Annotated in this window: 13 protein-coding genes and 1 tRNA gene; 6 read left to right on the top strand and 8 right to left on the bottom strand. The window is 41.2% G+C overall.

What is annotated here, in order from left to right; translation table 11 throughout:
* Nucleotides 1-7: 7 nt before the first annotated feature.
* From AB9K32_RS13945 to AB9K32_RS13935, 3 genes are all read left to right on the top strand, one after another.
* Nucleotides 8-991 carry a DUF2157 domain-containing protein gene (locus tag AB9K32_RS13945; RefSeq protein WP_369885522.1) on the top strand — a complete coding sequence of 328 codons (984 nt, stop codon included), beginning with the start codon at nt 8-10 and terminating at the stop codon, nt 989-991.
* A 172-nt stretch (nt 992-1163) separates the two neighbouring features.
* Entirely contained in the window at nt 1164-2411 is a 1248-nt protein-coding gene (gene dcm / locus AB9K32_RS13940) for a DNA (cytosine-5-)-methyltransferase (RefSeq protein WP_224835990.1), read from the top strand.
* 55 nt (nt 2412-2466) lie between these two features.
* Entirely contained in the window at nt 2467-2997 is a 531-nt protein-coding gene (locus AB9K32_RS13935; RefSeq protein ID WP_369885521.1) for a hypothetical protein, read from the top strand.
* 103 nt (nt 2998-3100) lie between these two features.
* Here AB9K32_RS13935 and AB9K32_RS13930 read toward each other — a convergent pair whose 3' ends face one another.
* From AB9K32_RS13930 to AB9K32_RS13920, 3 genes are read right to left on the bottom strand one after another with little or no spacing between them, the layout of a single operon-like run.
* Complete coding sequence (locus tag AB9K32_RS13930; protein WP_369885520.1) at nt 3101-3541, bottom strand: GNAT family N-acetyltransferase; 441 nt, start codon at nt 3539-3541, stop codon at nt 3101-3103.
* The gene (locus AB9K32_RS13925; RefSeq protein WP_252080992.1) at nt 3541-4455 is read right to left on the bottom strand and encodes a cation diffusion facilitator family transporter; all 915 of its coding nucleotides are present in this window, start codon (nt 4453-4455) and stop codon (nt 3541-3543) included. Before AB9K32_RS13925 ends, AB9K32_RS13930 begins: the two co-directional genes overlap by 1 nt.
* A 5-nt stretch (nt 4456-4460) precedes the next feature.
* A complete protein-coding gene (locus AB9K32_RS13920; protein WP_224835986.1) occupies nt 4461-4892 on the bottom strand; it encodes an RpiB/LacA/LacB family sugar-phosphate isomerase in 432 nt (143 codons plus the stop codon).
* A 593-nt stretch (nt 4893-5485) separates the two neighbouring features.
* Here AB9K32_RS13920 and rnr point away from each other — a divergent pair.
* From rnr to AB9K32_RS13905, 3 genes are read left to right on the top strand one after another with little or no spacing between them, the layout of a single operon-like run.
* A complete protein-coding gene (rnr, locus tag AB9K32_RS13915) occupies nt 5486-7669 on the top strand; it encodes a ribonuclease R (protein WP_369885519.1) in 2184 nt (727 codons plus the stop codon).
* A gap of 52 nt (nt 7670-7721) precedes the next feature.
* Nucleotides 7722-8402 carry a head GIN domain-containing protein gene (locus AB9K32_RS13910; protein WP_224835984.1) on the top strand — a complete coding sequence of 227 codons (681 nt, stop codon included), beginning with the start codon at nt 7722-7724 and terminating at the stop codon, nt 8400-8402.
* 2 nt (nt 8403-8404) lie between these two features.
* On the top strand, nt 8405-9061 hold the full coding sequence (locus AB9K32_RS13905; RefSeq protein WP_224835983.1) for a LysE family translocator: 657 nt from the start codon (nt 8405-8407) through the stop codon (nt 9059-9061).
* Between the two features lie 29 nt (nt 9062-9090).
* Here AB9K32_RS13905 and AB9K32_RS13900 read toward each other — a convergent pair.
* The 5 genes from AB9K32_RS13900 to AB9K32_RS13880 all read right to left on the bottom strand — a co-directional run bounded on the left by AB9K32_RS13900 (nt 9091) and on the right by AB9K32_RS13880 (nt 26887).
* Nucleotides 9091-9161: transfer RNA gene (locus AB9K32_RS13900), tRNA-Cys, on the bottom strand.
* Nucleotides 9162-9209: 48 nt separating this feature from the next.
* Nucleotides 9210-9569, bottom strand: coding sequence for a dihydroneopterin aldolase (gene folB / locus AB9K32_RS13895; RefSeq protein WP_369885518.1), 360 nt, complete (start codon nt 9567-9569; stop codon nt 9210-9212).
* 44 nt (nt 9570-9613) lie between these two features.
* Nucleotides 9614-10573: a type IX secretion system membrane protein PorP/SprF gene (locus AB9K32_RS13890; RefSeq protein WP_224835981.1), complete on the bottom strand. Its 960-nt coding sequence runs from the start codon at nt 10571-10573 to the stop codon at nt 9614-9616.
* Between the two features lie 19 nt (nt 10574-10592).
* On the bottom strand, nt 10593-24806 hold the full coding sequence (locus AB9K32_RS13885; protein ID WP_369885517.1) for a T9SS type B sorting domain-containing protein: 14214 nt from the start codon (nt 24804-24806) through the stop codon (nt 10593-10595).
* A gap of 11 nt (nt 24807-24817) precedes the next feature.
* On the bottom strand, nt 24818-26887 hold the full coding sequence (locus tag AB9K32_RS13880; RefSeq protein ID WP_369885516.1) for a PorP/SprF family type IX secretion system membrane protein: 2070 nt from the start codon (nt 26885-26887) through the stop codon (nt 24818-24820).
* Nucleotides 26888-26893: the final 6 nt, after the last annotated feature.

The raw sequence follows: 26893 nt of genomic DNA, 5'->3' as shown, positions 1-26893 counted from the left end.
GGTTGGAATGGATAAGCCAGACCGTAACGATATTAAACTTGTGGTGCTGCACAGCAATTGGTCCGAACAGGGCGTGGACAGAGCTTTGTCTGATCACGTATATTCCAACAAATACGCTTGGCTGCGTTTTTTAAAGTTACTTGTTCTAACGCTCGGTATTTCGTTTACCGTTGCAGGAATTATCTTCTTTTTTGCCTATAACTGGGATAGTTTAAACAAGTTTTTAAAGCTTGGTGCTGTTCAGTCTCTTGTACTAATATTCACATTTTTAGCATTATTTATAAAACAGAAGGCTTTTATAAAAAAGTCAATATTAACGGGAGCGGCTGTTTTAGTTGGTGTAATGTATGCGGTATTTGGGCAGATATATCAAACAGGAGCAAATGCTTACGACTTTTTCCTTGCCTGGACCATTTTTATCACTATCTGGGTGTTTATATCCAACTTCCCTACATTATGGTTGATCTACGTGTCGCTTTTGAATATTACACTTGTACTTTATGCCAAACAAGGGGTGGAAAATTGGTCAGAATCGGAGGTATTTATCCTTCTATTTCTTTTAAATACTCTAGCGCTCATCTGTTTTTTGTTTTTACCAAGATTCTTAAAAGCAAATTATTATCCCAAGTGGTTCACCAACTTCTTGGCCATAGCAGCTGTAACCGTGGCAACTGCAGGGGTTACGGGTGGAATACTCGTAGATGAACAAGATTATTCCTTTTGGTTATTATTGTTTCTTTTTTTCTTTTTTTCTGGATTGGGAATTTGGATGGGGTTACTAAAAAAGAATTTGTTCTATATCGCAATAATATGTTTTAGCTGGGTTGTTGTATTTTGTTCGTTCCTACTTAGTGAATCCGATGGAGCAGGGTCTTTTTTTACCGTAGGAGTTATAATTATAGTGGCGGTTACCTTTCTAATCCGATGTTTAAAAAATCTTCAGAAGAAATTGACCATCTCCAAATTATGTATTTACCATACGACCCATTAGCTTCACGAATTTCCGAAAATCTGGAAACATTGGAGTTCAATCGATTTCTCAATATCCTGTTTATGATAGTCAGTTTTATTTTTTCGGTGGTGTTCATCTTTTCATTTTATAAAACTGTTTTTCATTCATGAAATTAGAATTAATTAAAAAGGAATAAATCCTATTTTTGGGCATGCAAAAACTAAAGGTATGTGAACTTTTTGCCGGTGTGGGCGGGTTTCGTTTGGGACTGGAAAACACAGGACATTATCAAGTGGTCTGGAGCAACCAATGGGAGCCCTCTACTAAAATGCAGCACGCATCCTTGGTTTACGAAGCCCGTTTTGGAAAGGAAAATCACTCTAATTCCAATATCGAAACGGTACCTACCAAAGATATTCCCGACCACGATATACTAGTGGGCGGATTTCCCTGCCAAGATTATTCCGTGGCCACATCTTTAAAAAACTCCAAAGGTCTTATAGGCAAAAAAGGGGTGCTTTGGTGGTCCATTCATCGTATCCTTTCAGAAAAAAAGAACAAACCAAAATATCTTTTTTTAGAAAATGTGGATCGTTTGTTAAAATCGCCTTCCACTCAACGTGGTCGTGATTTTGCCGTGATGCTGCGCAGTCTATCGGATTTGGGCTATGCGGTGGAATGGCGGGTAATAAATGCGGCCGATTATGGAATGCCACAGCGCCGAAGGCGCGTTTTTTTTCTGGCCTATTTAAAAGGGACCACATTACATTCCAAACTAAGAAAAACCCTGCCAAATAAATGGATTTTGGAAAAAGGTACATTTGCCGAGACTTTTCCCGTGGACCAAAATACGCCAAAACCCGTTTCTTTTGTTTTAAAAGAAAATTTGGTATCCTTATCCGAAACTTTTAACAGTAAAAAAGAACTTTCTCCGTTCTTAAACTCGGGTATTTGCTTAAACGGTAAGGTCACAACCATAAAAACCAGTCCCGATTTTGATGGAACCAAAACGGTTCTTTCCGACATTTTGGAAAATGACTGCATTGCTCCAGAATATTACATTAATGAGTCCGATATGCCCAAGTGGGAATATTTAAAAGGCTCCAAAAAAGAAATACGCAAGACCAAAGCAGGTTTTGAATACAATTACAGCGAGGGCGGTATGGTTTTCCCCGATGCCCTTGATCAACCTTCCAGAACTATTATAACCGGTGAGGGCGGTAAATCCCCATCCCGGTTTAAACACGTGATCCAAACCTCCAAGGGACCACGAAGACTTTTACCAGTTGAATTGGAACGGTTGAACATGTTTCCGGACAATCACACCAAATTGGAGGGTATTTCCGATACCAAACGCGCCTTTTTTATGGGCAACGCCCTGGTGGTCGGGATTGTGGAAAAGATAGGTGCTTCCCTGTTCCGGAAAATAAACGAAGTTGAAAAGCAAATTCAAAGCTGATCTAAAAAAAGAACAAAAATTAACCCCATTATTAGACTCGTATTACCAAAAACACTTGAAGCATTATAGTTTTGAGCGGATTTCACAGCTTAAAAAACAATTACAGGGCATCGATGTTATCCTAAAGGATAAACGTTCTTCAAAACAGTTTTATGTTGATGAAAAAGCCCAACTGGATTATATTAACGAGAGCTTGCCCACTTTTGCTTTTGAATTGTTTTATCAGAAAAATGGAGTCCAAAAACAGGGTTGGCTCTTCGATGCCTCCAAAAAGACGCATTTTTATGCATTGGCCACCAGTATTTATTCGGATGAAGATGATCATTTTACCTCATGTAACATCACCATAGTAAATCGGGAAAAATTAATTCAACACTTAGATAAAGTTGAATTATCGCAAAAGCATCTGGAAAAAATTATTTCCAAAAACCCGATTGTCCATGGTAAATTGAATTTAGAACAACTAAACCCGAAAAGTAAAGGATATTTGTTCTTTTCTACCAAAAACAAGGCAGAAAAGCCGGTGAATCTTATCCTTAAATTAGAGTATTTGATCAAAATTGGTGTAGCGAAAAGGTTGGTTTAAACAATTTTGTTACTCCAATTTATAAAGAAATTCATTTTTAAGGCAATAAAATCACAGCGTACTTCGACTTCGCTCAGCATCCCTGTGGCAAAACAGTATAAAATTACTCCTTCAGCATCCTCCTATGTGGAATCCCATCTTCCAAATATTCTTCACCAGTGACCTTAAATCCCAATTCCGTATAAAATTTTAATAAATAGGATTGTGCCGAAATTTCAATGGGTTGATTCGGAAATCTTTGGTCTATCGCAGCAAGTGAGGCTTGCATAATCCGTTTTCCAAGACCATATTTACGTTGATCTTGGCTTACCACTACCCTACCGATACTTACATTGTTGAAATAATCCCCTGGTTTAAAAATACGCGTGTAGGCAACTATTTCACCATTTTTTGTGCCTATAATATGAAGGGCCTTTTGATCTTTGTTGTCCACATCTTGGTACACACAATCCTGTTCCACTACAAAAACTTCGCTGCGGAGACGTAAAATTTGGTAGAGCTCTTCTGTAGTGAGCTGATTGAACGTTTTTATGGCCACTTCCATTAGTCCTGGACTATTATGCTTTTGGAATCGCACTTATCAAACTCTGGTTGTATATTCACATGGTTAATTCCATGTTTATGGTATACGTGCTCTTCTATCTTTTCCAAAATTTCATCGAACTCCGATAGGCGAATATCTTCTTTAAAATCGATATGTGCTTCCATATGAACTTCTTCTTCATTGAGTTGCCAAATATGGACATGGTGCACATTTTTAACTGGGTCTATAGTACAAATGGATTCCACAATGTCCTGAATCACGACCGATTTTGGGGTAAAAAGCATTAACACTTTTGTGGATTCCTTCAATAGATCGTATCCCATATAAATAAGGTAGATTCCAATGATCATGGTCAATACGGCATCTACCCAATAAATTTCAAAATACTTCATTAATATACCGCCTACCAAAACTGCCACGGAGGCCATCATATCCGTGAGCAAATGCAAATAGGCAGATTTCATGTTCATGTTATGGTCAGAGTCCTTTTTTAGGAGAAGAACACTGAATCCATTGAACATAATAGCAATCAATGCCAACCAAATTACCAGATTGGATTCAATTTGTTGGGGATTTAACAACCTTTCAACGGCTTCTTTCATTAAAATTATGGCCACAACCACTAAGGTTGCCGCGTTTACAAATGCGGCCAAAATCTCTGCTCGCTTATATCCGAACGTTTTTTTTCTACATGCTTGTTTTTTGCCCAACCTTTGAGCAACAAAACTTATGATCAGCGAAAGTACATCGCTAAAATTATGGAGTGCGTCCGACAGCAAAGCCAAACTACCGGAGAGCAAACCCCCTATAACTTGTGCCACCGTTATTCCAATATTAAGGAATATGGAAATAAGCAGATTTCTTCCTTTTAGATCGGAATGGTCATGTGAATGGTGATGGTGGTGATGGCCCATATCACTTATCTACATGGTATTTTTTCTATCCTGCGTTCGTGCCTGCCCCCATCGAATTTGGTGTTTAAAAAAGTATCAACCATTTCCAAGGCCTGCGGTAGAGATATAAAACGTGCCGGTAAGCTCAAGATATTGGCATCGTTGTGTTCTCTTGCCAGCTGTGTGATCTCCTTATTCCAACATAGTGCTCCCCTTACGTTCTGGTGTTTGTTAATCGTCATGGTAGCACCATTGCCACTACCACAGAGAACAATACCCATATCTACATTACCATTGGCCACATCGGTGGCTACAGGGTGGGTAAAATCCGGATAATCCACACTATCCGTACCATCGGTACCATAATTGACAACTTCTATACCCTTGGATTTTAATAGGCCAATAATGGCCAATTTATAATCGGTTCCGGCGTGGTCGTTTCCTATCGCAATTTTCATGTTTTTGTATTAAAATGAATGCTAAACAAAGGTACGATATCTTTTAATGGGATGCTGTTTATAAAAATGGGAAGCTTTTTGCATTTAGTTAAAAAACAAACACTTAACAACATCTATATTTTGTTAATTCTTTTAAGAAAAAATATGGTAACGAAATTTTGATTTCTAATAAAATATATCAGTAGTAATAATTATTTAACCTTGACTATAGATTTCATTAAAAATTAATCAACGAATATGAAACATTTATGTTAGGTAATTAACATTAAAAACACATTAACTTTTCAATAAATTGATGTTGACAACGGTTATTAAAAACCGTGAATAAAAAATATAAAAGACTGATTCTTAAATTTCTTGTACGCTGACAAATTGTGAACAAAATATTTTGACTGTTCAAAACAACTTTTTTCTAAAAATTTTATTCCACATTTCAACGATCTATCATAATCATCATTTTTATAAAATTTAAAAAAGAAGAAAAAATATAATATTGATAATTGTTGATAAAAGCAGATTTGTTTGTGATTACTTTTTCTTTCCTTGTTGGTCACGGATTATAATTTGTATTTTTCAAAAAAATAAGGACGTTAATGTCAAAGAAAAAGAAGAGAGCAAGTAGCCAGCGGAAGAACGAGATAACCAAGGGCATTTTTACCATCCTGGAAAAAGAACCGTCCAAAACCTTTAATTACAAGCAAATAGCTTCTAAATTGGGTATTTCGGATACACAAGATAGAAACCTGATGATCAAACGATTAGGTCAGTTAAGGGCCAGTGATCGTATTGTTGAGGTGGAAAGGGGCAAATTTCAAATGAAACCTTCTTTGCATACCTATTTTACAGGTAGGGTAGATCTTACTACCAGTGGCAATGCATATATTATCGTAGAAGAATTGGAGGACGATGTATTTGTTCAGAACAATAATTTGAACGGAGCTTTCCATGGTGATACGGTCGAAGTATTTATAAGGCCACGGAAGAAGAGTAATAAAATGGAAGGTGAAATTTCGAAGATACTCGAAAGGAAAAAAACATCTTATGTTGGCATTGTGGACAAACAAAAAAGATTTGCTTTTGTTCGTCCTACGGATTCCAGAATGTACACCGATATATTTATTCCACCGGAAAAATTGAAAAATGCCAACGATGGTGATAAAGTATTGGTTCTTTTGGGAGACTGGCCCAAAGATGCGGATTCTCCCTACGGTGAAATTATAGAAGTGTTAGGAAGACCTGGGGAACACCATACCGAGATTCATGCCATTTTAGCGGAATATGGCCTTCCCAATGAGTTTCCGTACGAAGTGGAACAGTATGCCAAAACTTTGGATACCAGTATTAAAGAATCCGAAATTGCCAATCGAAGGGATATGCGAGATGTGTTGACCTTTACCATTGATCCAAAGGATGCAAAGGATTTTGACGATGCACTCTCTTTTCAACAGTTGGAAAACGGGAACTATGAAATAGGTATCCACATTGCCGATGTTTCCCACTATGTTAGGCCCGATTCAATTTTGGAAGAAGAAGCGTACAATAGGGCCACTTCGGTGTATTTGGTGGATCGCGTTGTACCCATGTTGCCGGAAGTCTTGTCCAACCAAGCATGTTCCTTACGGCCCAACGAGGAAAAATATACCTTCTCCGCAGTTTTTGAAATGGACAACAATGCCCGATTGGTAAATCAGTGGTTTGGAAGAACCGCCATCAATTCCAATGAACGATTTGCCTACGAGGAGGCACAGCACATAATTGAAACCGAACAAAGTCAAATTCCAAAGGAAATATCCATCCGTGGAAAAGCCTATGCAGTATCCCAAGATATTGTAAATGCAGTGTTGACATTTGATAGGTTGGCCAAGATTATGCGCAAGGCCCGTATGGATGCCGGAGCGATCTCGTTTGATAAGATCGAAGTGAAATTCCATCTTTCCAAGGACAACGAACCCGTAGGTGTATATTTTAAGGAAGCCAAAGATGCCAACAAACTAATAGAAGAGTTTATGTTGCTTGCCAATAGAAAGGTGGCGGAGTATATAGGTAAGCAGAAAAAAACATTTGTTTACCGTGTGCACGACAAGCCGGACGAGGATAAATTATTGGCCCTTAACGGTGTAATTTCCAGATTTGGACATAGCATTAATCTTAAGGACAGCAAGTCCATTAACCAATCCTTGAATAAGTTGTTGGAGGATGTAAAAGGCCAAAAAGAACAAAATTTAGTGGATACCTTGGCGATTCGCAGTATGAGCAAGGCTATCTATACTACGGAAAACATAGGGCACTACGGATTAGGGTTCGATTACTACACACATTTTACCTCTCCCATTCGAAGATATCCCGATGTAATGGTACATAGATTGCTACAGCATTATCTCGATAAGGAAAAGGCCCCAAATGTCACTTTGTACGAAGAAAAATGTAAACACTCTTCCGACATGGAGCTGTTGGCCGCCAATGCGGAAAGGGATTCCATAAAATACATGCAGATAAAATTTATGGAAGATCACAAGGATCAAGAGTTCTTGGGTGTAATTTCCGGGGTTACCGAATGGGGCATATATGTGGAAATAATTGAAAATAAATGTGAGGGTATGATCCGTATCCGGGACATTAAAGATGATTATTATGTTTTTGATGAACGCCAATATGCCATAATCGGAGAAAGGACCAAACGAATGTACCAATTGGGAGATGAGGTATATGTGATGGTGAAGAGTACCGATCTTGTAAAACGGCATTTGGATTTTTCGTTGTTAGGCAAAAAGAAATAATACTATTTTGGAACAGAATTTGTTATTCTATTGATAACCAAATTTTTATAACATGAGATTATTTGCGATTGTTATTATATTTCTGTCCTTTCAATTTATTGAAGCTCAGGACGCCACCATAACCCAAGACCTACAAAAGTTCACTGAAGTAAAGGGGTTCGATGGAATTTCCATCAACTTGATAAGATCCAACGAAAACAAAGCGGTGATTACAGGTGCCAATACCAAGAATGTCGCCATAGTCAATAATAATGGTGTACTTAAAATTAGGATGGAGATCGTAAAGATCTTTAGTGGTTATAGAACTTATGTAGATCTCTACCACTCCGAGGAATTGGTGGTAATAGATGTTAACGAGGATGCGAGAATTTCGTCCGATGATACTTATATCCAAGATGTATTGGAACTTAAAGCCCAAGAAGGCGGTGAATTGGAAATTAATTGCGAAGTGGACCAATTGTTGATCAAATCCATATCCGGGGGAGAGATCATTGTTGGAGGATTTTCCAACACACAAGATGTGATCATCAACACAGGTGGATCCTATCAAGGAAAATCGTTTAAGACAAAATTTACCACAATAAACGTAAATGCGGGCGGAAATGCCGAAATTTATGCATCGGATTACGTAAAGGCCAATGTAAAGGCCGGAGGCGAAGTACTAGTGTACGGAGATCCAAAAAAAATGGATGAACACACCCTTTTCGGTGGTAAAATAAAAAGAATAAAATAATAATGATTGACGATATCCAAGCAGCGATTCCCTTAGGATTTTTGCTCAGCTTTATGATCGGTCCCGTTTTCTTTGTTTTATTGGAAACCAGTGCCACAAAAGGTTTTAGAGCGGGAGTAAGTCTGGATATTGGGGTTATAGTTGCGGATATTGTTTTTTTGATCATTGCCTACTTCAGTAGTTTCCAATTGTTGGAAAATCTAAGTAACGAGCCGGGACTGTTCGTATTTGGAGGAATGATTCTTTTGGTGTACGGAATTTATCTGTTCGTTAAAAAAGCCAAGAAAAAATCGAATGTAAAAGCTTCCAAGGGTACCTATTTGGGGTTAATTGTAAAAGGATTTTTATTGAATTTCATCAATATCGGTGTTCTAGCATTTTGGCTCGGTTTAATTATTGTTGTAGGACCAAGTTTAGAGAACAATCCAAATCGAATGTTGGTATTTTTTAGTACGGTGATCTTAGTGTATTTCGCGACCGATCTTGTAAAAATTATATTGGCCAAACAGTTAAAGCGTTATTTGACCCAAGACCGTATTGTAGTCATAAAAAAAGGTTTAGGTATTGTTTTGATCATTTGTGGCATTGTTTTGATCAGCAAAGGATTCCTGCCCAAAGAAAAATTCGATATTAAAGAAGGAATAGAAAAGATCAGTTAAAAAAACCCAGCACAAAGTACTGGGTTTTGAGGCATCGAGCGGATTCGAACCGCTGTACAAGCTTTTGCAGAGCTCTGCCTAGCCACTCGGCCACGATGCCGATTAAGAGTGCAAATGTACTATTTTTTTTAGCTTACCCAAACGATTATTATTGTCTTTGAGAGTTTAAAATAACGGCCACGCTTTCCACATCTCCACCTATTGGGGGATTAATTTTAGCTACTTCCACTTCTATCTGGGTTACTTGTGGCAATTCCAAAAAGATACGATCTATAATACGTTTGGCAACGTGTTCCAAAAGGTTGGATCGCACCAACATTTCATCTTTTATAATATTGTTGAGGTGAACGTAATCCACGGTTTCGGTCAATATATCGGAATCTGCCGGTTTGGAAAGGTCGGAGGTTACCTCTAGATCTACACGGTAATCGCTTCCGATCAACATTTCTTCTTTTAAACAACCGTGGTTGGAATGTATTCTAATGTTTTTTAATCTTATTTTTCCCAAAACTGTGATTTAAGAATGGGCAAAAATAGGACAAAACGGTTAAATCAATACATACATCTACAGTTACTGATTCCCTGGAACAGATCCATACCCACGGTGAGGACGTGCGTACCTGTACTATATCCCAAAATTTCGTTGGTAATTACCTGATAGGAATACCCAAAATAGAAGTTACTCTTTTTAAAACCTGCCAAAGGTGCAATATAAAGCGGTTCTCCCAATTGGTCGTTCAAAAAGCGATAGGTAAGTCCTACGTAGTAATAGTCTTCAAAATCGCGAAAACGGAATTTGGCATTTAAATCCGTAACCGAACGTCCATCACTTTCAAACCATTGAAAAAATACGGAAGGTTCTATTTCCAATTTACTGTTTTTACTTTTGGAAAAACTATATCCTGAATACAGGTAATAGTTTCTAAGTTTATTGGGTTCTATCCGTATAATATCTGTATTGAAATTGGATAGATCTTTATTGAGGACGTTTCCGGCATTTGCACTAAAGAAAAATTTATCGTACCGATATAAAAACCCAATATCAAAGTTATGATTTGTTGTGGCTTTATCGTCTGTAGGCAACTGACCATTGTTTTCCTCAAACTGTTCCACATCTATCCTAAATTGGTTAAAATTATAGGACAGACCGAACGAGAGGAAGATATCGTCATAACGGTCCAAGGTCAAATGGTGGGCGAAAGATACCCTTGCACCCCGTTGTCTTGTAAAACCGTTGCTATCGTTGTAAAGCAGCATACCTACCCCCGATCTGTTTCCAATTCTGGCATCGGCTGCCAATGTTTGGGTATCCGGGGCATCCTCTATGCCTACCCATTGCGTTAAGCCGTTTAAACGAACTTTTATATGGTCGCCGATACCTGCATAGGTAGGGGACATTAAAAAGGGATTGTCGGCTATGTATTGAGATAATTGGGGTACGGTCAACTCCTGTCCCTTGGCACAAAGTGACAAGGAAACCAATAGGATTGTTGAATATACTTTTTTAAGCATGGGGTTAGCAGGTTAAGTGTTATTGTCGATATAGTGTAAAATGGCCTACAAACTCGCGGTCGTCCAATGGACCTTCCAGTTTAACAACGTACCAGTAATCTCCGGTAGGCAATGGTTTTCCATCGTAATTGCCATCCCATCCCTGTACGTTTCGGGTCATCTCTTCCACTACTCTACCATAACGATCATAAATTATAATTAGTACGTCCGGGAACCCTTCAATGTTGTCAGGTAGCCATATATCGTTGAGACCGTCGCCATCTGGGGTGAAAAAGTTCGGAAATTCAATATCTATGAATTCCATAAAGATCTCCGCAGTGGCCTCACATCCATTTTGATCAACAACGGTTACAGTGTAGGTATCCGTTCTGTTGATGTAGAATGTGTTTTCGGTTCCATTATCGATATCGTTGAAATAGAACGTATAGTCTTCTACACCACCATCAGCTATTGCTGTTATCTGGTTGATGTTGTTATTCTCCAAGGTTAATGTCAATGGTTCAAATGCTTCGATAGTGAAGTCATAAGTCGTCATACAACCATTGGCGTGGGCTACGGTCAGGTAATGATCGCCGGGTGCCATATTGGTAAAGTCGGCCGTTAATTGCATATCTGCCGGATCGGTGGAATCCAAAGCGAACATTAAGTCGTTGGTAATGGATTCGTCCTCAAAAGCAATGTTCAAATAGTTATCCGGAACAATATCACTACACTCGTACATTGGTGTAACGGTTGCCGCTAAATTTACGCCAGGATCAATTTCAACGATTACATTGGTTTCACAACCTTGTGCATCCCTTACAAAAACTACATGGGTTCCAGCGGTCAGATTTTGGAACAAGAACTGGTCCTGTACAAAATTTTCATCTGCTGTTGAGTTTAAACTGGTTTGGTAAGGAGCAGTGCCTCCAGAGATTTGAACTTCAAAGGATCCATCGCCGCTTTCAAAACATACCTCGTCCATAATGTTGATGGCCTCGGCAACTACCGGTTCTGGTTGCGTAAGTTCAAATTGGAAGGTGATAAAGCATCCGTTTACATCCTGGGCAATTACATCGTAAATACCTGGTGCCAAATCTGTAAAGGTGTTTTCGGTATCGAACTGATCTAGATTTGGTGAAATGGCGTAAAGTATCTCACCGGTTCCTCCGGAAACTTCAACAGTAATGGTTCCGTCCTCCATACCAGAACAAGTGATATTGGTAAATTCTTCCCTATCGACAACCAAAGGATCTGGATCAACAATGGTGATTACAGGTGAAACCTCAACACAGTCTACGCTGGTTACTCTTACATAATAATCTCCTGCAATTAGTCCGTTAAAGGTTCCACTGGTTTGTGGCCCATTTACTAGATGGGTCAAAGCTGCATCACTGAACAATTCGTAGTTATAATTGCCCAAACCACCGGTTGCGCTTGCAATAATGGTCGCAGAAGCTTCACCCATACAATTGATGATGGCTGCAGAATCGTCTATTTCGAGCATTAGGTCCGGAACAGCATCTACGGTTACCTGGTTGGATATCATAGCATCACAACCGTTGGCATCTCGAACATAGTATTGATATATTCCAGGTGCTACATCGAACGTATGGGTATTTCCACCGCTCATGGCCGTAAAACTTATGCCATCCGTACTATAGAAATAAGGGGCTGTTCCACCGGCCGCACTCAATAGGATCTGTGCATCGTTGGTACAGGTCATTCCACTTAATTGGATCAAAGATGCCATAACCTCTGTTGGTTCGGTAATGGTCACTTGAGGGGTTTCCACACCACAGCTCCAGCCATCGGATACGGTTATGCTGTATATTCCAGCACCCAATCCTGTAAATGTATCACTGCTTTGTACGCCAGTGGTGAACTGGATGGTTGTTCCGGTAGCATCATAAATATTTAATTGGTATTGGTAAACACCTTCGCCACCTAAAACATTATCAGCCCAAACCGCAGCACTATTGTCGCCATAGCACAAAAGATCTATTGGGGCAGCATCAATATCCGCAGTAATCGGAATGGGTTCCGTTAGGGTGATCGTTCTATCTTCAACACATCCACCATTGTCCGTAACACTTACCGTATAATTTCCTGCAGATAAACCTGTAAACACATGGCTTGCAACATTGTTTATGGTATATACCTGTGTTGTAGTAGTGTTGGTCAATACAATGTTATAAGGTGCATAACCTCCTGTAGGAGCTATCAATATTTCTCCTTGATCATTGGTACAGGTTACATTGGCCACTTCTTGTGGTGTATAATCCAATGCTGAACTTGGCGATATTATGGTAATGGTATTGGAATCTTCAATACATTCCGGATACCCGGTTTCGGTTACACGCACAAAGTAGTTTCCACCTACCAATAATGGATCGGTTATGGACATTGGATTCGTGGTTGTATTACCACTTCCCGATATACCAGTTGTTGTACCATCGGCATTGAATACTTCATAATTGTAAGTGCCAGTGTAACCAGTTACATCAATTTCCAGAGTTCCTGCATCACCAAAACACATAGCAGGCGATGTTGCCGTGGCCACAACGTCAATGGTATCGTATGGAGCTATGTTGTGTGTAGTCTCCACATAGCAACCGGTAGTATCATTGGTAGCCCTGAATGTATAGCTTCCAGGTTCTGTTAACTCAAATGTTGCTGTTGTTCCTGTTGAGGTTGTGATTGCTCCATAAGGATTTCCAACAGGCAACAATTCAAAAGTATAGGTGTCGCCACCGATGAATTCAGTAACTGTTAAGGTCACAGTTTCTGGATCAACACAAGAAATGGCAATATCTTGATTTAAGTTTAGGGTAAATGTGTTCAGAGGTTGAACAGTTATACTATCCGGATATTCACATCCATTGGCATCCCTAACAATATAGTTGATGGTTTGTACGGTCGTATTGTCCACAACATTGAAAGTAGCATCGGAAGTGAAGCTGTTTCCTTCAAAACTATAGGTATAGGGTGCTGTTCCTCCAAGGGCCGAAATAGTTATAGTGGCTTCGTTTACACTATTACTTGGGCTACAAGCAAAATCTGTCGCAGAGGCAGATGCTGTTAATGCAGACGGTTCGCCCACGGTTACATCAAAAGAGTCTTCACATGCTCTTGAAGAGATTACCCTAGCTTGGTAATTACCTGCAGGCAGATTATCAAAAACAGGACTCGATTGAGCAAATCGGTATGGATTCACCAAATCCGACATTTCATAAAGTTCGTAGGTGTATACAGGATCAACTACGGTAGCAGGATCGAGTACAACGGTCAAACTTCCGTCGGAACCTCCATTACAGCTCACATCTTGTATGATAACATTATCGATGATCGGATCAACTTTATCATCCAATTCTTGGGTAACTACATAAGTACATGGTGTGGCAGTATCATTATCTGTTACCGTAAAAGTATACACACCGGGCATGGTTAAACCTGTAAATACTCCTGTAGTGTTTGTTGGAAGTGGCGTTGAACCATCCGGGAATTCTACTTCGAATTCTAAATTTGTAGATCCACCGGAAACATTAACAGTAATTTGTCCGCCTGGATCGCTAATATCACAATCTATAGGTTTAACCACAGTTGTATTGGCTGTCATGGCATCTGTAAGAACTACTGGTCCAACAGTTGTGGTACAGGACCACTGATCGGCGATCAACACTTCATAGGAACCAGCTCCAAGACCTGAGAATATGGTATTTGTTTGTGGAGAACCAACATTTGTTCCATCTTTAATTAGTTGATAGGTATAGTTGCTTCCTTGTCCACCTGCTGTTCCCACCACTTGGATTTCACCTTGCAGATCGGTACAGTTTTCCACATTGATTTGCAATGTGGCAGTTATCGGATTAGGATCGGTTAAGGTTACGGTATCCACCAATTCTTCACAACCACTAGAATCGATTACCCAAGCTTCATAAGTTCCAGCAACGAGTCCGGTAAAGTTTGGACTGGCCACATAGTCACCGAGCACTGTTGGAGAAGAAGTACCTACATAGTAGGAATATCCGCCCCATCCACCGGCAACATTGGTAATCTGGATGGCACCATCGTTGCCCAAACAGGTAATATCGGTTACTACAGTGGTTCCTGTAATGGCAGCAGCTGGACCCGCAATAGTGAAGGATTCGCTGTACAGACATGCAGCTCCCGGAGGATTGGTATCCGTTACTTCGATATAATATGTTCCGGCAGCGAGTCCCGTGATGGTAAAACTTCCGTCGGTGTCTGTACCTGTTGTAATGGTATCGTCTCCCAGATTGGTCGGAGTATTTAAGAAATCGTAATACAGTGTATAACTTGTAGCACTTGCATAGGTAGTGCTGGAAGCATCAACAAGGTTCAGTACAACTTCGCCATTAGTGTCTCCAAAGCAAGTAATATCTGTGGTGCTTACCACATTCAAATCTAAAACTTCTGGATCGGCCACTTCGTGTGAAACAGTTCTAACACATCCTGTTATTGTATTTCTTACTTCAAAATTGTGTGTTCCAACACTCAATCCTGTAAAGACTCCGGTAGGCTGGAATATACCAGAAGGCAATTCCCTAAATTCATAATTGGCCGGATGCGTATTGGAATTAGTGATAGATCCTACTGCGGTAATGGTAATATCCTCGCCAGTGGCACAAGTAGCAACTGCATCAACCGTAATAGTCGCGTTGTCCAAGCTATCAAACGCTGCAATGCTAGCTGTGGTTGTGCCTATACAACCATTACTATCATATACATTGATGGTGTAGTTGCCACCGTTGATATCGGTTTCGGTGTATACAGGATTGTTTCCGGATTGAACCACTACAGCTCCCGCATCGTTGATAAATTCATAGATAACATAGTTTCCACTACCTCCGGTTATAGAGGCTGTATCAACCGTGATGGTCGCGTTGTTCATGTTGTTGCCAACACTACAACCGAATTCAACTACTGATGCGTTTACATTGGTTATGGCATCTGGCTGGGAAATAACGATCCCTGTAATATCAAAGGGACAGTTATTTGCACCAATTGCTCGTACATCGTATGTTCCTGCAGGTAAATTTTCAAAAGTATTTCCATTTAATACAGCGCCAACAGGCATTGGCGATAAAGTATAGGTCAGGGGCAGAATGCCATTATCGACCGCTGTTAGGGTAATGCTACCATCGTTTCCACCAAAACAGGTTACATCTACATGGGTTTCTGTAAAATCTGGAATAGGTGCATCTGGAACTTCTATGGTTATGGTTTTAGGACAGTTCGGTGGTGCTGTACCCATGTCGTACACAATCACATCATAACTACCGGCAACTGCTGCGCCTGTCCAAGTAAATTGATTGAAAGCATCCAATGTAAGAACACCTCTTGCTACATCATTTGTGCCCGGTCCATCGATCATATACTCATAGTTTCCAGATCCCGAGATTACATCGATCAATAGTTCGGCATTACCGGCAGCACCAATTTCACAATCCAATGCTACTGTTTGTGTAACCGTAAACTCCAAAGGTGGATGAATATCAAAAGTTTCTGTTTCGGCACATCCGTTCAGGTCTCGAACAGTTATTGATTGACCTGTACTTGAAGATAGGTTGGATATTAAATATTGATTGCTTCCATTGAATGTAAAGTTTTGGAATGCGCCACCATTAATACTAATTTGGAACGGTGCCATGGCCACTGCTGGGTTGTCCAACGTAACCATAACCTGGAATAGTCCTTCGTCCACACATTCATCTATTATGGCCAGAGAAATATCTGGGCTTGGATCGAGTAGAACGGTAACGGGATCACTTTGTATACAATCGTTCGCATCTTTTACATACACAATGTAATCACCAGCTTCTACATTGGCCGTGTTACTGCTTGTCCATCCAGCGGTAGCAGCTGTAGGAGCGGGGTCGGTATCCAATAAATACAGATACTCGTAAGGAGCAAGACCAAATTGGGCCGATGCGGTGATAACACCTGCATTTGGATTACAGTTGTCGTTAGTTGGTGAACTAGCTGTAACATCTAGCAAAGTGGGCGCTTGTTCAATAAGGAATTCATCAGAAGCAATTACACAACCAGCGTTAGGTCCATCGGCCTCTTCGAAAAGAATGTAGTATTCTCCGGGGCTCAAACCTGTTGCTGTATCGCTTTCTGGGCCTCCGATTGCACCCGATATTGTATCCGATATACCTGTGGTAGTATGGGTATTGGTGTAGAAAATCTCGTAATTCACATTATTTCCACCATAACCGGATATAGTAAAATCTACTGTGCCATCGGCAGCTCCTGTACAAGTTATATCGGTTGAAGCATCTATAGTTGATACCAAAGTAGAGTTGGTAGCCACAGGAACGGTTGCTTCCTGAATATATTCACAATTGGTATCCGTATCAAAAACAATAAAAGTATAAGTTACACCGGGGGTAAGACCTGTGAACAAGTGGGTGTTGTCCGGTGCTGGTAGCGGATCTTCCGGGAACCATGCAGGATCGGCCGCATTAAAAGCCGGAGCAGGATAGATGGCAAAATAGAATGTTCCTACACCCAAAGTTCCATTGGAAGCTTGAGCCTCAACAGTCATTTCACCGCTACCAGGCGTACAGCCCGAAGCCCCTGCCGTGGTTATCAATATATCCGGACCTGTTGTAATGGTAACCGTTGATATGTTTTGACATCCATTGGCATCAGTAATTTGTACGGTGTAATCTCCAAAATCAAGACCGGTAAAGGTATGATCATTGGTTCCCAAAGAAGTATCGTAGGTAAGGTTTACACTGAAATCAGTGTTGTATACCTGATAGATATAATCTGGTGTTCCTCCTGAAGCATCAACGGTTATGGTTCCCAATTCGGTGGTCGATGCAACACATGTAAGATTGGTGTGCGTTACATTTGGCAAAATAGGAGTTGGTTCAGAAATAACCACAGGGAACGGATCGGAAACACAACCTTTATCATCGGTTATGGTTACTTCATAAGACCCTGCTGGCAAACCTGTGGTCTGAGTTCCATAGTTGGTAGGCCCACTTGTTTCTACTACATTAATGGTGTATGGCGGAACGCCAACCGAGGTATCGATTACAACGTTCAGAGACCCGGTACTATCACCAAAACATAAGATATCTGTTGGGATAACATTGCTGATTACAGGTTGGGTTGCCGGAGTTACTATAACACTATTTGTTACTGTGGTACAAGTAGCTGTATCGGTAACACGGAACTGATAGGTTCCATCGGTATTTGTAGTGAATACGTTTCCAGTGAACCCGGTTGCAAAATAATTGGTTCCTCCATCGTTGGACCATTCGTAGGAATAGCTACCGGAACCACCAGTTGCATTAATGGTTATGCTGGCATCGGCCAAACAGGTCAAATCACTGTTCAACGATGCTGAAGCGGTCAATGCTGGATTAATGGTTGCAGTATCCGTGGCTGTACATCCAAATGCATCTCGTACGTCTATGGTATAGGTTCCTGCCGTTAAGTTTTCAAAAAGGTATGTTGTACCGTCGGTTGGTGTGGGCGTCATCCAAGCACCGCCATTCAAACTAAATTGATAGGTACCGTTTCCATCGGTAACATTTACTTGAATACTTCCATCATTATTTCCACTATAACAAAGTGTAGGTGTTAGATTAAAAGCGATGGTTGCCGGAGGATCAATTGTTATATTGGTCGTGTCCTCACATAAATTAATATCCCTTGCACGGATCACATAATCCCCTGCGGCAAGTCCGGTAAACACATTGGAAGTTTGGAAAGTTGTGATTATACCTCCCAGATCATCTTCTAGCTGATATTGATAAGCAGGTGTTCCATCGGTGGCCGTGGCCGTGATGGTTGCACCTCCGTTGGTACAGGTCAGTACATTGGTTATTGTTGCGGTTACATCCAGAATATCGGGCTGTGTCAAGGTTTGGTTCAACACCACTGAACAGGCAGGGTCCCGTAGATCAACTATGTTGATGGTATGTGCGCCTGCTGCGAGTCCGGAAACAGTTATAGGACTGGCAAATTGGGCGGCCGATACAGCACCGCCATCCACTTGATACGTAAATCCGATCGCTGGATCAAAGTTTTCAGCTTCAAAAACGATAGTTCCGTCCGCAGCACCATTACAAGAAATATTGGTAAAGGAAGTAATGGCACCATCAAAAGCATGGCCATCTTCAACTGTTACATTCAAGGTTAAGGAATCGGTACAAACCTCGGGTATTTGGTATGCTTCGATGTCGTCAATGGCTATATCGTTTCCATTGATTACCGCAGAGTTGGTTCTAATAACGATATCCAGATTGGAGTTTGCCCCAGGGTTAAGGTTTACGGTATAATTGTGCCAATCGTTGGCACCTGTGTTTTTTGGAATATTTCCTGTGGTTGTACTGGCAATAACTGTTCCGCCTCCATCTACCAACTGAATTTCAATAGTTGGGTCACCACCACTGGTTCCATTACGCAATAGGTTAAACGCATATAGCGAAACAGTGATATCACGGTTGGGTACTACTTCTACTCCTGTTTTTTGGTAAACGATTCCACCAACACCGGCTACTCCACCCACATTTATGGCCAAGAACCTCCCATTCGCCACTCCAGTATGATCGTTTGGACTTTGCCAAGAAGGATAAGGGTTTACAATATTTTGAGTTACAGAATATTCACCATCTTGAATATGTGTGTCCGCACCAAAACCTGCACATGCGCTGGCACTGCCATCTTGCGGTTCGTAACAGTAAGCAGGGTCAATTTCGGTGATGCTTGTATTTGGTCCCACCCCAAAATTTTCGGATAAAAGAATACTGGGTGAAGGGGCTATGTTACTGGTGTAATTTACCGTAATGGTATGGTTGCCCACGGGTACGTTTGGAAATACATTATTGGTATCCGGTGTGTTAGGCGTACCATTAATTTCGTAAGTATAGTCAAAATCGGTGCTGCTTGGTGTTACCGTAATGGTTCCTTCACCATCACACTCGTAATCAATGGTTGTGGTTGCGGTAGGAGGTGTTGGTTCTGGATCAATGGTTACGGACATTGGATAGGTACACAAGTTGGCATCTCTAATGTAAAGCGTGTGTGTCCCCGGCAATAGATATCCAATGGAACTTGTCCCATAGTTGGAACCGCCATCAAAACTGTATTCGTAAGGAGCTGTACCTCCAATGGCATTGGTGATACGCACCTCAGCACCCATTCCAGGGAAACATTCTGCCAAGGCAGTTACCGCGGCAGAAGCCGAAAGGGTCAAAGGTTCTGTAATGGAGTAAATTTGGGTCACCTCGCAATTGTTGGCGTCGCGAACCCTGATATTATAGCTACCCGCTGCTTGATTTACAAAAATGTTGGAAGTTTGATAGGTGGCCCCATTGTCAATGCTGTAGGTGTAAGGTGCTTCACCACCTGTCGCAGTTATGGTAATTTGGGCTTGAGCTTCACCACTACAAAGAATGTCCGTATTGGCAATGGTTAAGGCCAATGGATCGTCTTGAAGAATGGTAATATCGTAAACGGCCTCGCAATATCCTGCGGCACCATTGTTATCTCTTACGTACACATCGTAATCTCCTGCCCCAGTAATAGTAATGGGGTTTGCAGCTGCGAAATCCCCAGCGGTTGGTGTAGCCCCATTATTTACAATGGCATATACGTAATTTCCATCTCCTCCGGCCGCTGTTACGGTCACATCCGTATCTGTTCCACAGGCTGTTATGTTGGGCGCTGATGCCGTTACACTAAGTTCTGGATCAATGGTGATTGATGCCGAATCGGTACAATCGTTCCCATCCCTAACATCAATGGTATAGGTTCCCGGACCGAGGCCTGTGAATATATTTATGGCCACGAACGGACCTCCATTTAGGCTGTATTCATAATTTCCATCTCCTCCAGATGTAACATTGGCCGTTAAAGTCAATCCCGTGGCATCGTCATAACAAATATCGTTCGGAACAATATCTAAAACCGGTGCAATGGCTTCCGTTAGTGTAAAAGTGTCCGTAAACACACAACCATTGGCGTCGGTAACGGTGTAGGTATAGGTGCCACCAATATTTAAACCGGTGAACAGGCCGTTAGCTTGTGCTGTTGGCAGTACGTATCCTGCTGGGCCAGCAGTAATTTCGTAAGTATAACTTCCCCATCCATCAGCCGCAACAATATCTACCGAACCATTGGCCATACAAGTGGGTTGTGCCACAGTAACTGAAGCATTGAGTGCTGCAGGCGGAGCTACAACGGTAACACTTGCGGTGTCCGTACAGTTGGTAAAGTTATCGGTAACGGTAATGGTATAGGTTCCTTCCGCCAATCCAGAAAGAGTGATTGTTCCATTGGTTTCGGCGGTTCCCGAAAATGTTGCAGGACCAGTTACGGAATAATCATAATCGGTATTGAAGTCGGATACATTGTACCTTATTTCTCCATCTGAATCACCAAAACAGGTAATGTTGTTCAGCAATTGACCTGTTACTGCGATTTCGGTTACAGGGTCAATGGTAAAACTTTCATCATAGAAACAACCATTGTTATCGGTTACCCGGAACATATAGGTTCCTGGAGACAGACCTGCAAAAGTTGCATTGTTTCCGTTGTTTACCGCACTAACGGCAGGCGAAATAATTTCATAGATCAAATTAGGTGTTCCACCTGTAACGGATAGGGTTACGTCCGAAACAAAAGTTGGACAAAGGGGATCGGTTGCCGTAAAACCAATATCGGTTGGAGGATCTAAAGGATCTATGGTAACAGAATCCGCAAAGGTACAAAGGTTGGCATCTCTTACAGTTATAGTATATGTTCCATCCGTGAGGTTGGAAAATGTTTCTTCTAACAAGGTGCCGGAATCGGGACTAAAATTAACCCCGTCTATGCTGTATTCATAAGGAGCAGAGCCACCTTGAACATTGAACATTCTTATTTCTCCTAGTTGTGTACAAGTATAATTTTGTGAGATTTGAATATCTGCATCAAGAGCAAGAGTAGGTCCTGAAATACTTTGATATTCGAAGTAATCACAAGAAGCACTTCCTTTTCTTTGATTTATTACAATAACGTAATCGCCACTGTTCAATCCCGGAAAATTACCAGAGGTATTTGTGGCTATTGCATTGTTCAAATCGTAATTGTTCTCATCAAAACCAGTGGCATCGAATAGATAATATGTAAGTTGGTAGCCATTGCTGCTTAAGAGATTAAAAGTAATTGTACCAGATGCATCTCCATAACAAAATACGTCGGTAACCGTGGTTGGATCAAAATCTGCAGATGGTCTAAATTCAATTGTTACAGGGTTTGAAATATCGTGACAGTTATTTCTATCCACAACAACAAATGTGTATTGACCCGGGTCATAAATGTCAAATATTTGACTGGTTTGATATGCAGAGGCCGGAATGTCGTTTACTGAGGGATAGGAAATAATTGTATTGCCCCCTTCATCAATATAGGACCATATGGCATATGTGTGTGGAGTCTTTCCTCCTGATGACTCCATTAGAATATTACCTTCTCGACAGGTTATGTGTTGTGAAATTCGCGCGGTAAGTTCTAGGTCTGTCAAATCGTTAATGGTAACTTGTTCGGTATAGTCGCAACCATCATCTGTGGTTACGGTGACGTCGTAAACACCATCGTTCAGATTTTCAAAAGTGTAATTGTTATCGTTGGTTGGTCCGTGGGTATCCACCACGGTGCCTCCACTTGAAATTTCGTAGTAATATTGCGCCTCAACATTGAGAACGGAGATGGCAATTTCTCCCAATCCGTTACAATCGGTGTCCTGGGGAACAACATCTACCTGGAAATCCCTATCCAGAATACCGATATTGTCCAACACAAAAATACAACCATCGGTTACTCCTTGTTGTCTTATTTCCACCATGTAGGCACCGTTGGTATCAACAGTAAAGCTGGGGCTGGATTGGTAAGGAGCTATAATCGTTCCTGTGGTCTGGTTCACCAATTGGAACTCATAAGTCAAAGGGACATTGGTAACGGTGATGTTTCCATCGGTATCACATATAATATCGCTGCTGGTGTATCTCGGATCCAAGGGATTCTTGTAAATATTGAAATAGAATCTACTGAAGCATCCATCCTCATAATAGATAACCAATCTATATTGGCCAGTGTCCGAAGCCAAGAAATCGTTTCCGGCATGAACCACATTCCACGTACAACCGGTATTTGTGTTAGCACAACCATCTACGGGGTCTCCACAGCTAGATTCGTCCAGTTGTTCCCAATCGATTCGTGTAGCATCGGGAATGTTGATCTGTAGAAGTTCTGTATCGTTAAGTCCACACAAGAAAATTTCGGGCAGTTCACTACCGTCGTTGGGGCATATTTCAATATCACCATCTATGCTGTTCGATGGGTCGTTGATCAAGGCTGTAATTGGGTTAGATTGAACCGAACCAAACAATTCTACGGTAATTATTTCTTGAAAGTCTTTACATGGGTCGGCCACTTGCTTGTCCACAATATAAGTGCCCACTTCGGTAACCAACATGGTACTGGGATCCGTATCTGAATCGGCATCGGTAATAACCGTATCGATTCCTATATCAATTTGATTGTTACCGTTTTCGTCGCGGTACCAAATGTAGTTGTCAAAGTTATCTCCCGCGTTCAACAATACATCCTCACCACAGAGTTGTACGGTCCTACTAAAGTTACACGCGCTAAGGTCGTCCAACAAGAAATTTGTGGCACCAGGAGAACCAAATCCACAACCATCAAAATCGTAAACACTGGGGTCATCGGTAATTTGGTTTGAGTTCAAAACACCCTGATAAGTGGAATATGCCAAATTTTGAATGATATCCGTACAGGCATCGATAAAGTCGAAACAGTTTTCGGCCACTTGTACCCGCATACGGATAACTGCTGGTGGATCTCCTTCCTCAACAATATCATCGGGAATGGTAAAAACTATGGTTCTGGTTGCAGGATCGAAGGTATAGGTTACCCCAGAGGGCATGGTTATACTGGATTCGTCCAAGGTCACATTTATGGGAAGAACGTCCCTTATGGTATAATTTGTGGCATCGTCGTTTCCTACGTTTTGGAAAGTAAGCACATAATCCAGATATTGACCTAGGTGCACACCTTGTCCAGTAATATCGTTACCACCTATATCCTCGACGGTTTTGGCCAAGTTGATAGATGGTTCAATGATCTCCACATCCAAGGAGGTGAAGAAAATATCGTATTTATCTTGTGAAGACGAAGCTCTTAATGTTGCCCCTGTTTCTCCGTTGGGTATTACGGACCGGCTCGGGTTTGGTATGGTGAACAGATCTACGTCCCAACCCAAGGTGTTGATACTATTGGGGTTACGATTGGTTTGAATTACCCCTTCGTTGGTAATATTACTATTAAAAAAGTTATTGGATGGATTTGCCGTGTTAGACAATGTGGTGAAAGACCCATTGCTATCTGCTCTAATGGACAGTCGATCCCCGGTAATACGGTTATCTCCTTCCAAGGCGGCTACACCAAGTTTTGCGTTTACCGGGAAAGGTGCTGGCAAAGTGGTAAATCCGCTAAAGGGAATATCTACCGTTTCTCCGGATTTAATACCGGCATATCCGTCAAAAGTAGTGATGTATTTTCCTGGATAGGTAGGGTTTTCATAAACGATCACTAAAGACCAACCTCCGGAAACGCCTCCAGTAACGTTATCTCCCGAACTGGCCCGTACATTGGCCACGGTATATTCTCCATCTGGATTGGTCAAGCCCGTTAATATGGATGTTACATCTTTATAGCAGGCATATGGAGCGTAGCTGCCGAAATCGGAATCTCCATTACCATCAAAAAGAATTTCATCGGCAGTTAGATCTACGTAGCCGGCACCTGGCACCCTAAACTTGATTTCGTCAAAATCCGTACGACGGTTGTTATCTCTATAAACGGCAGACCAATATAGTCCCGCATATCTAATTCTTGAACAATCCGAATCTGGTACTGCCAAAGTTGCACTACTTGAGCTAAAGGTACTAGGGTCGCCATCAACATCAATATATTGCATGTTGAGGTCATCGTTGTAACTGGAGCTTGAACCAGTGCTATTATATGGATCTTCCGGATCTCTATTGTTGGAGTCCCGGTTTACTATATTATTGGCAATAAACGTAAGGTCTCCCCTAATTTCGTTTGCGTAACGAACATCGAAATCGTTTTTTACTTGAGAAAATCCCGCGTATGCAAACAGGAGTAAACAAGTAGTTATGCCCCACCTGAGTAGTGATACTTTCATAAGCGTGGTGGTTAAATGGTTGTGTTTGGTTTTATTCGCATGATCCACATATCGTCTTCATACGATGCGTTGAGTTTGGTATAGTAAGAGGTCAATGCATTGCTCCAAGTATCGTGTTTCTTTAAGTACACATACCTGTGCTTGTCCTGGGGGCTTATAAAGTAACTGGCATGTAGTCCTCTGGCATTTAGTTCTTTAACAAATTCTTTCGCGCTTGTAGAGTTTTCGAACACATTGGCAATAATGTAATACCCTTCGGGCAATCCTTCTCCAGAATGGGTTCTTATTACCACATGGCGTTTTCCTCCAGAATTTGCTGCGATGTTTTTGGACAATAAGCTATTTCCATATTTGGATTTTTTAGTATTGCTTTCTTCATTGTATCCAGCAATTGGCGAGTTTCCTCCGTTTACGTTCATTACCCAGGCGTCTCCTTGGTAAGTTCCGTTCATTTTTGTGCGATAGGCATGTAAGGCTTCTTTCTTGTCGTTAAACTCGGCGATATAGACATAGTTGAGTCCGTTTTTCGGATTTTCAAAGTAATCGGCCTCAATGCCTTGTGCCTGTAGTTTTTCTATAAAAGAATGCAGGTTGTCCTTGTCCCTAAACACATTGGCGATCAAGTAATGTCCGCTTTCCACATTTGGAACAACATGAGCTTTGAATTTTACTTTATTGTTTTTTGTATTTCTATAGGTTCTGTCCTGTTTTGCCCTTGCAGTTGAGGCATAGGCCTTATTGGTATTATCTTTTGCCTCGTTGATCTTTATTACCTTTTTGGTAGCTGTAGTATTGGATAGACCATGGTTGGCAAGCGGTTGCTTTTTTCTTGTTACGATATCGGCACTGTCCATATTGGCGAAGTACACTTCTTTGGCCTTTTCCTCCAGCTCCGGGTTTTGTCCACGGGTTTCGCGCTGAACCATCTTCATAACGGTCTCAAAGCGTTTTTCAAGATCTTGCCTACGGTTGGATTCTATGGAATCTTGACGCATGAGCAATTCATCGAGAATGGCATCGTTTTCTGCCAATTTATCTTTTAATTGGGCTATTTCTAGGTCTTTATCGGTAATGCTTAAACTGTCCTGGGGTACATCTTCTTCGTTCGACACTAAGTCTTCTCCTTCTTTTTCCAACATTACCCTGTCTTCCGTTAGATTGGGGGTAAAGGAATAGGCGAGAGAGATTTCGTGGGTGACCCCAAAGTTTTCGAACTCGTTGGACAATCCTTTTTCTACTGTATAACCCAGCGATATATTTTTGGTAAGGTTAAATCCTAAACCTGCCGATGCACCATAAAAGTCATCGTAGCCAGCTTGCACCCACCCTAGTTTTGGCAAATCCAAGATAAGGTTACCACCAAGGGTAATTTCTTCTTCACCTATTTTGCGCACCCTTGCCAATGGCATTAAACGGGCCTGCTCCATAATACCTGTTCCGTTTTCGAACTGATGGGTATATTGTAAGTGACCGGAATAGGTTTTTTCGTTAAAATCGGTTACCGATTCGCTGGTTTTAAGATTATAATCGAAAAGGTTCTCTGCAAAGCCACCAATATCGAATTTACCAATGGAGAAGTTGAATCCTGGTTGAAAGCTTACCAAGGAGCTACTTTCCAAAGTATCCAAGAAAGGGTCTACTTCGACAGAGTTTACTCGATCGCGGTTGAATGCACTTTGGTAGTAGCTAACATTGGCACCAAAAGTAAAAGTACTGTTGGTGCTTAACCTAACACCATAGGCGTAGTTGGCATGTACACCAAAATTGTTGAACAGCCCTTCCCTGTTGGTGAACAAGCTTAAACCCACACCACTTCTATCGCTAACTCTACCACTATAGCTCAAGAAGTAAACCTGGTTGTTGTCATCAAAAGATACTGATTGGTTTCTATGGAATAGATTGATGTACGACTTGTCTTCCCGAACCGTGGAAAAGGTGGGGTTCAACAAAAATCGATTGAACTTCAAAAGGTTTTGAGAAGGCACGTTATAGGGTACGTACACTTCCTCTTCCTGTCCTCTCGTTGGTGAGAAGGCAAGTAGCAAGAAAGTTAGTAATAGTAGAGGTTTGTTGATTTGCATTGCTGC

Source organism: Allomuricauda sp. XS_ASV26 (assembly GCF_041224615.1).
GTDB classification, from domain to species: Bacteria; Bacteroidota; Bacteroidia; order Flavobacteriales; family Flavobacteriaceae; genus Flagellimonas; species Flagellimonas alginolytica.
This window is presented reverse-complemented; position numbering and strand designations above follow the sequence as displayed.

Coding starts and splice junctions, on each gene's coding strand:
- AB9K32_RS13890 (WP_224835981.1), bottom strand. CDS start 10,573: ATGCTTAAAAAAGTATATTCAACAATCCTATTGGTTTCCTTGTCACTT.
- dcm (WP_224835990.1), top strand. CDS start 1,164: ATGCAAAAACTAAAGGTATGTGAACTTTTTGCCGGTGTGGGCGGGTTT.
- AB9K32_RS13885 (WP_369885517.1), bottom strand. CDS start 24,806: ATGAAAGTATCACTACTCAGGTGGGGCATAACTACTTGTTTACTCCTG.
- AB9K32_RS13880 (WP_369885516.1), bottom strand. CDS start 26,887: ATGCAAATCAACAAACCTCTACTATTACTAACTTTCTTGCTACTTGCC.
- AB9K32_RS13945 (WP_369885522.1), top strand. CDS start 8: ATGGATAAGCCAGACCGTAACGATATTAAACTTGTGGTGCTGCACAGC.
- AB9K32_RS13920 (WP_224835986.1), bottom strand. CDS start 4,892: ATGAAAATTGCGATAGGAAACGACCACGCCGGAACCGATTATAAATTG.
- AB9K32_RS13905 (WP_224835983.1), top strand. CDS start 8,405: ATGATTGACGATATCCAAGCAGCGATTCCCTTAGGATTTTTGCTCAGC.
- AB9K32_RS13930 (WP_369885520.1), bottom strand. CDS start 3,541: ATGGAAGTGGCCATAAAAACGTTCAATCAGCTCACTACAGAAGAGCTC.
- rnr (WP_369885519.1), top strand. CDS start 5,486: ATGTCAAAGAAAAAGAAGAGAGCAAGTAGCCAGCGGAAGAACGAGATA.
- AB9K32_RS13925 (WP_252080992.1), bottom strand. CDS start 4,455: ATGGGCCATCACCACCATCACCATTCACATGACCATTCCGATCTAAAA.
- AB9K32_RS13910 (WP_224835984.1), top strand. CDS start 7,722: ATGAGATTATTTGCGATTGTTATTATATTTCTGTCCTTTCAATTTATT.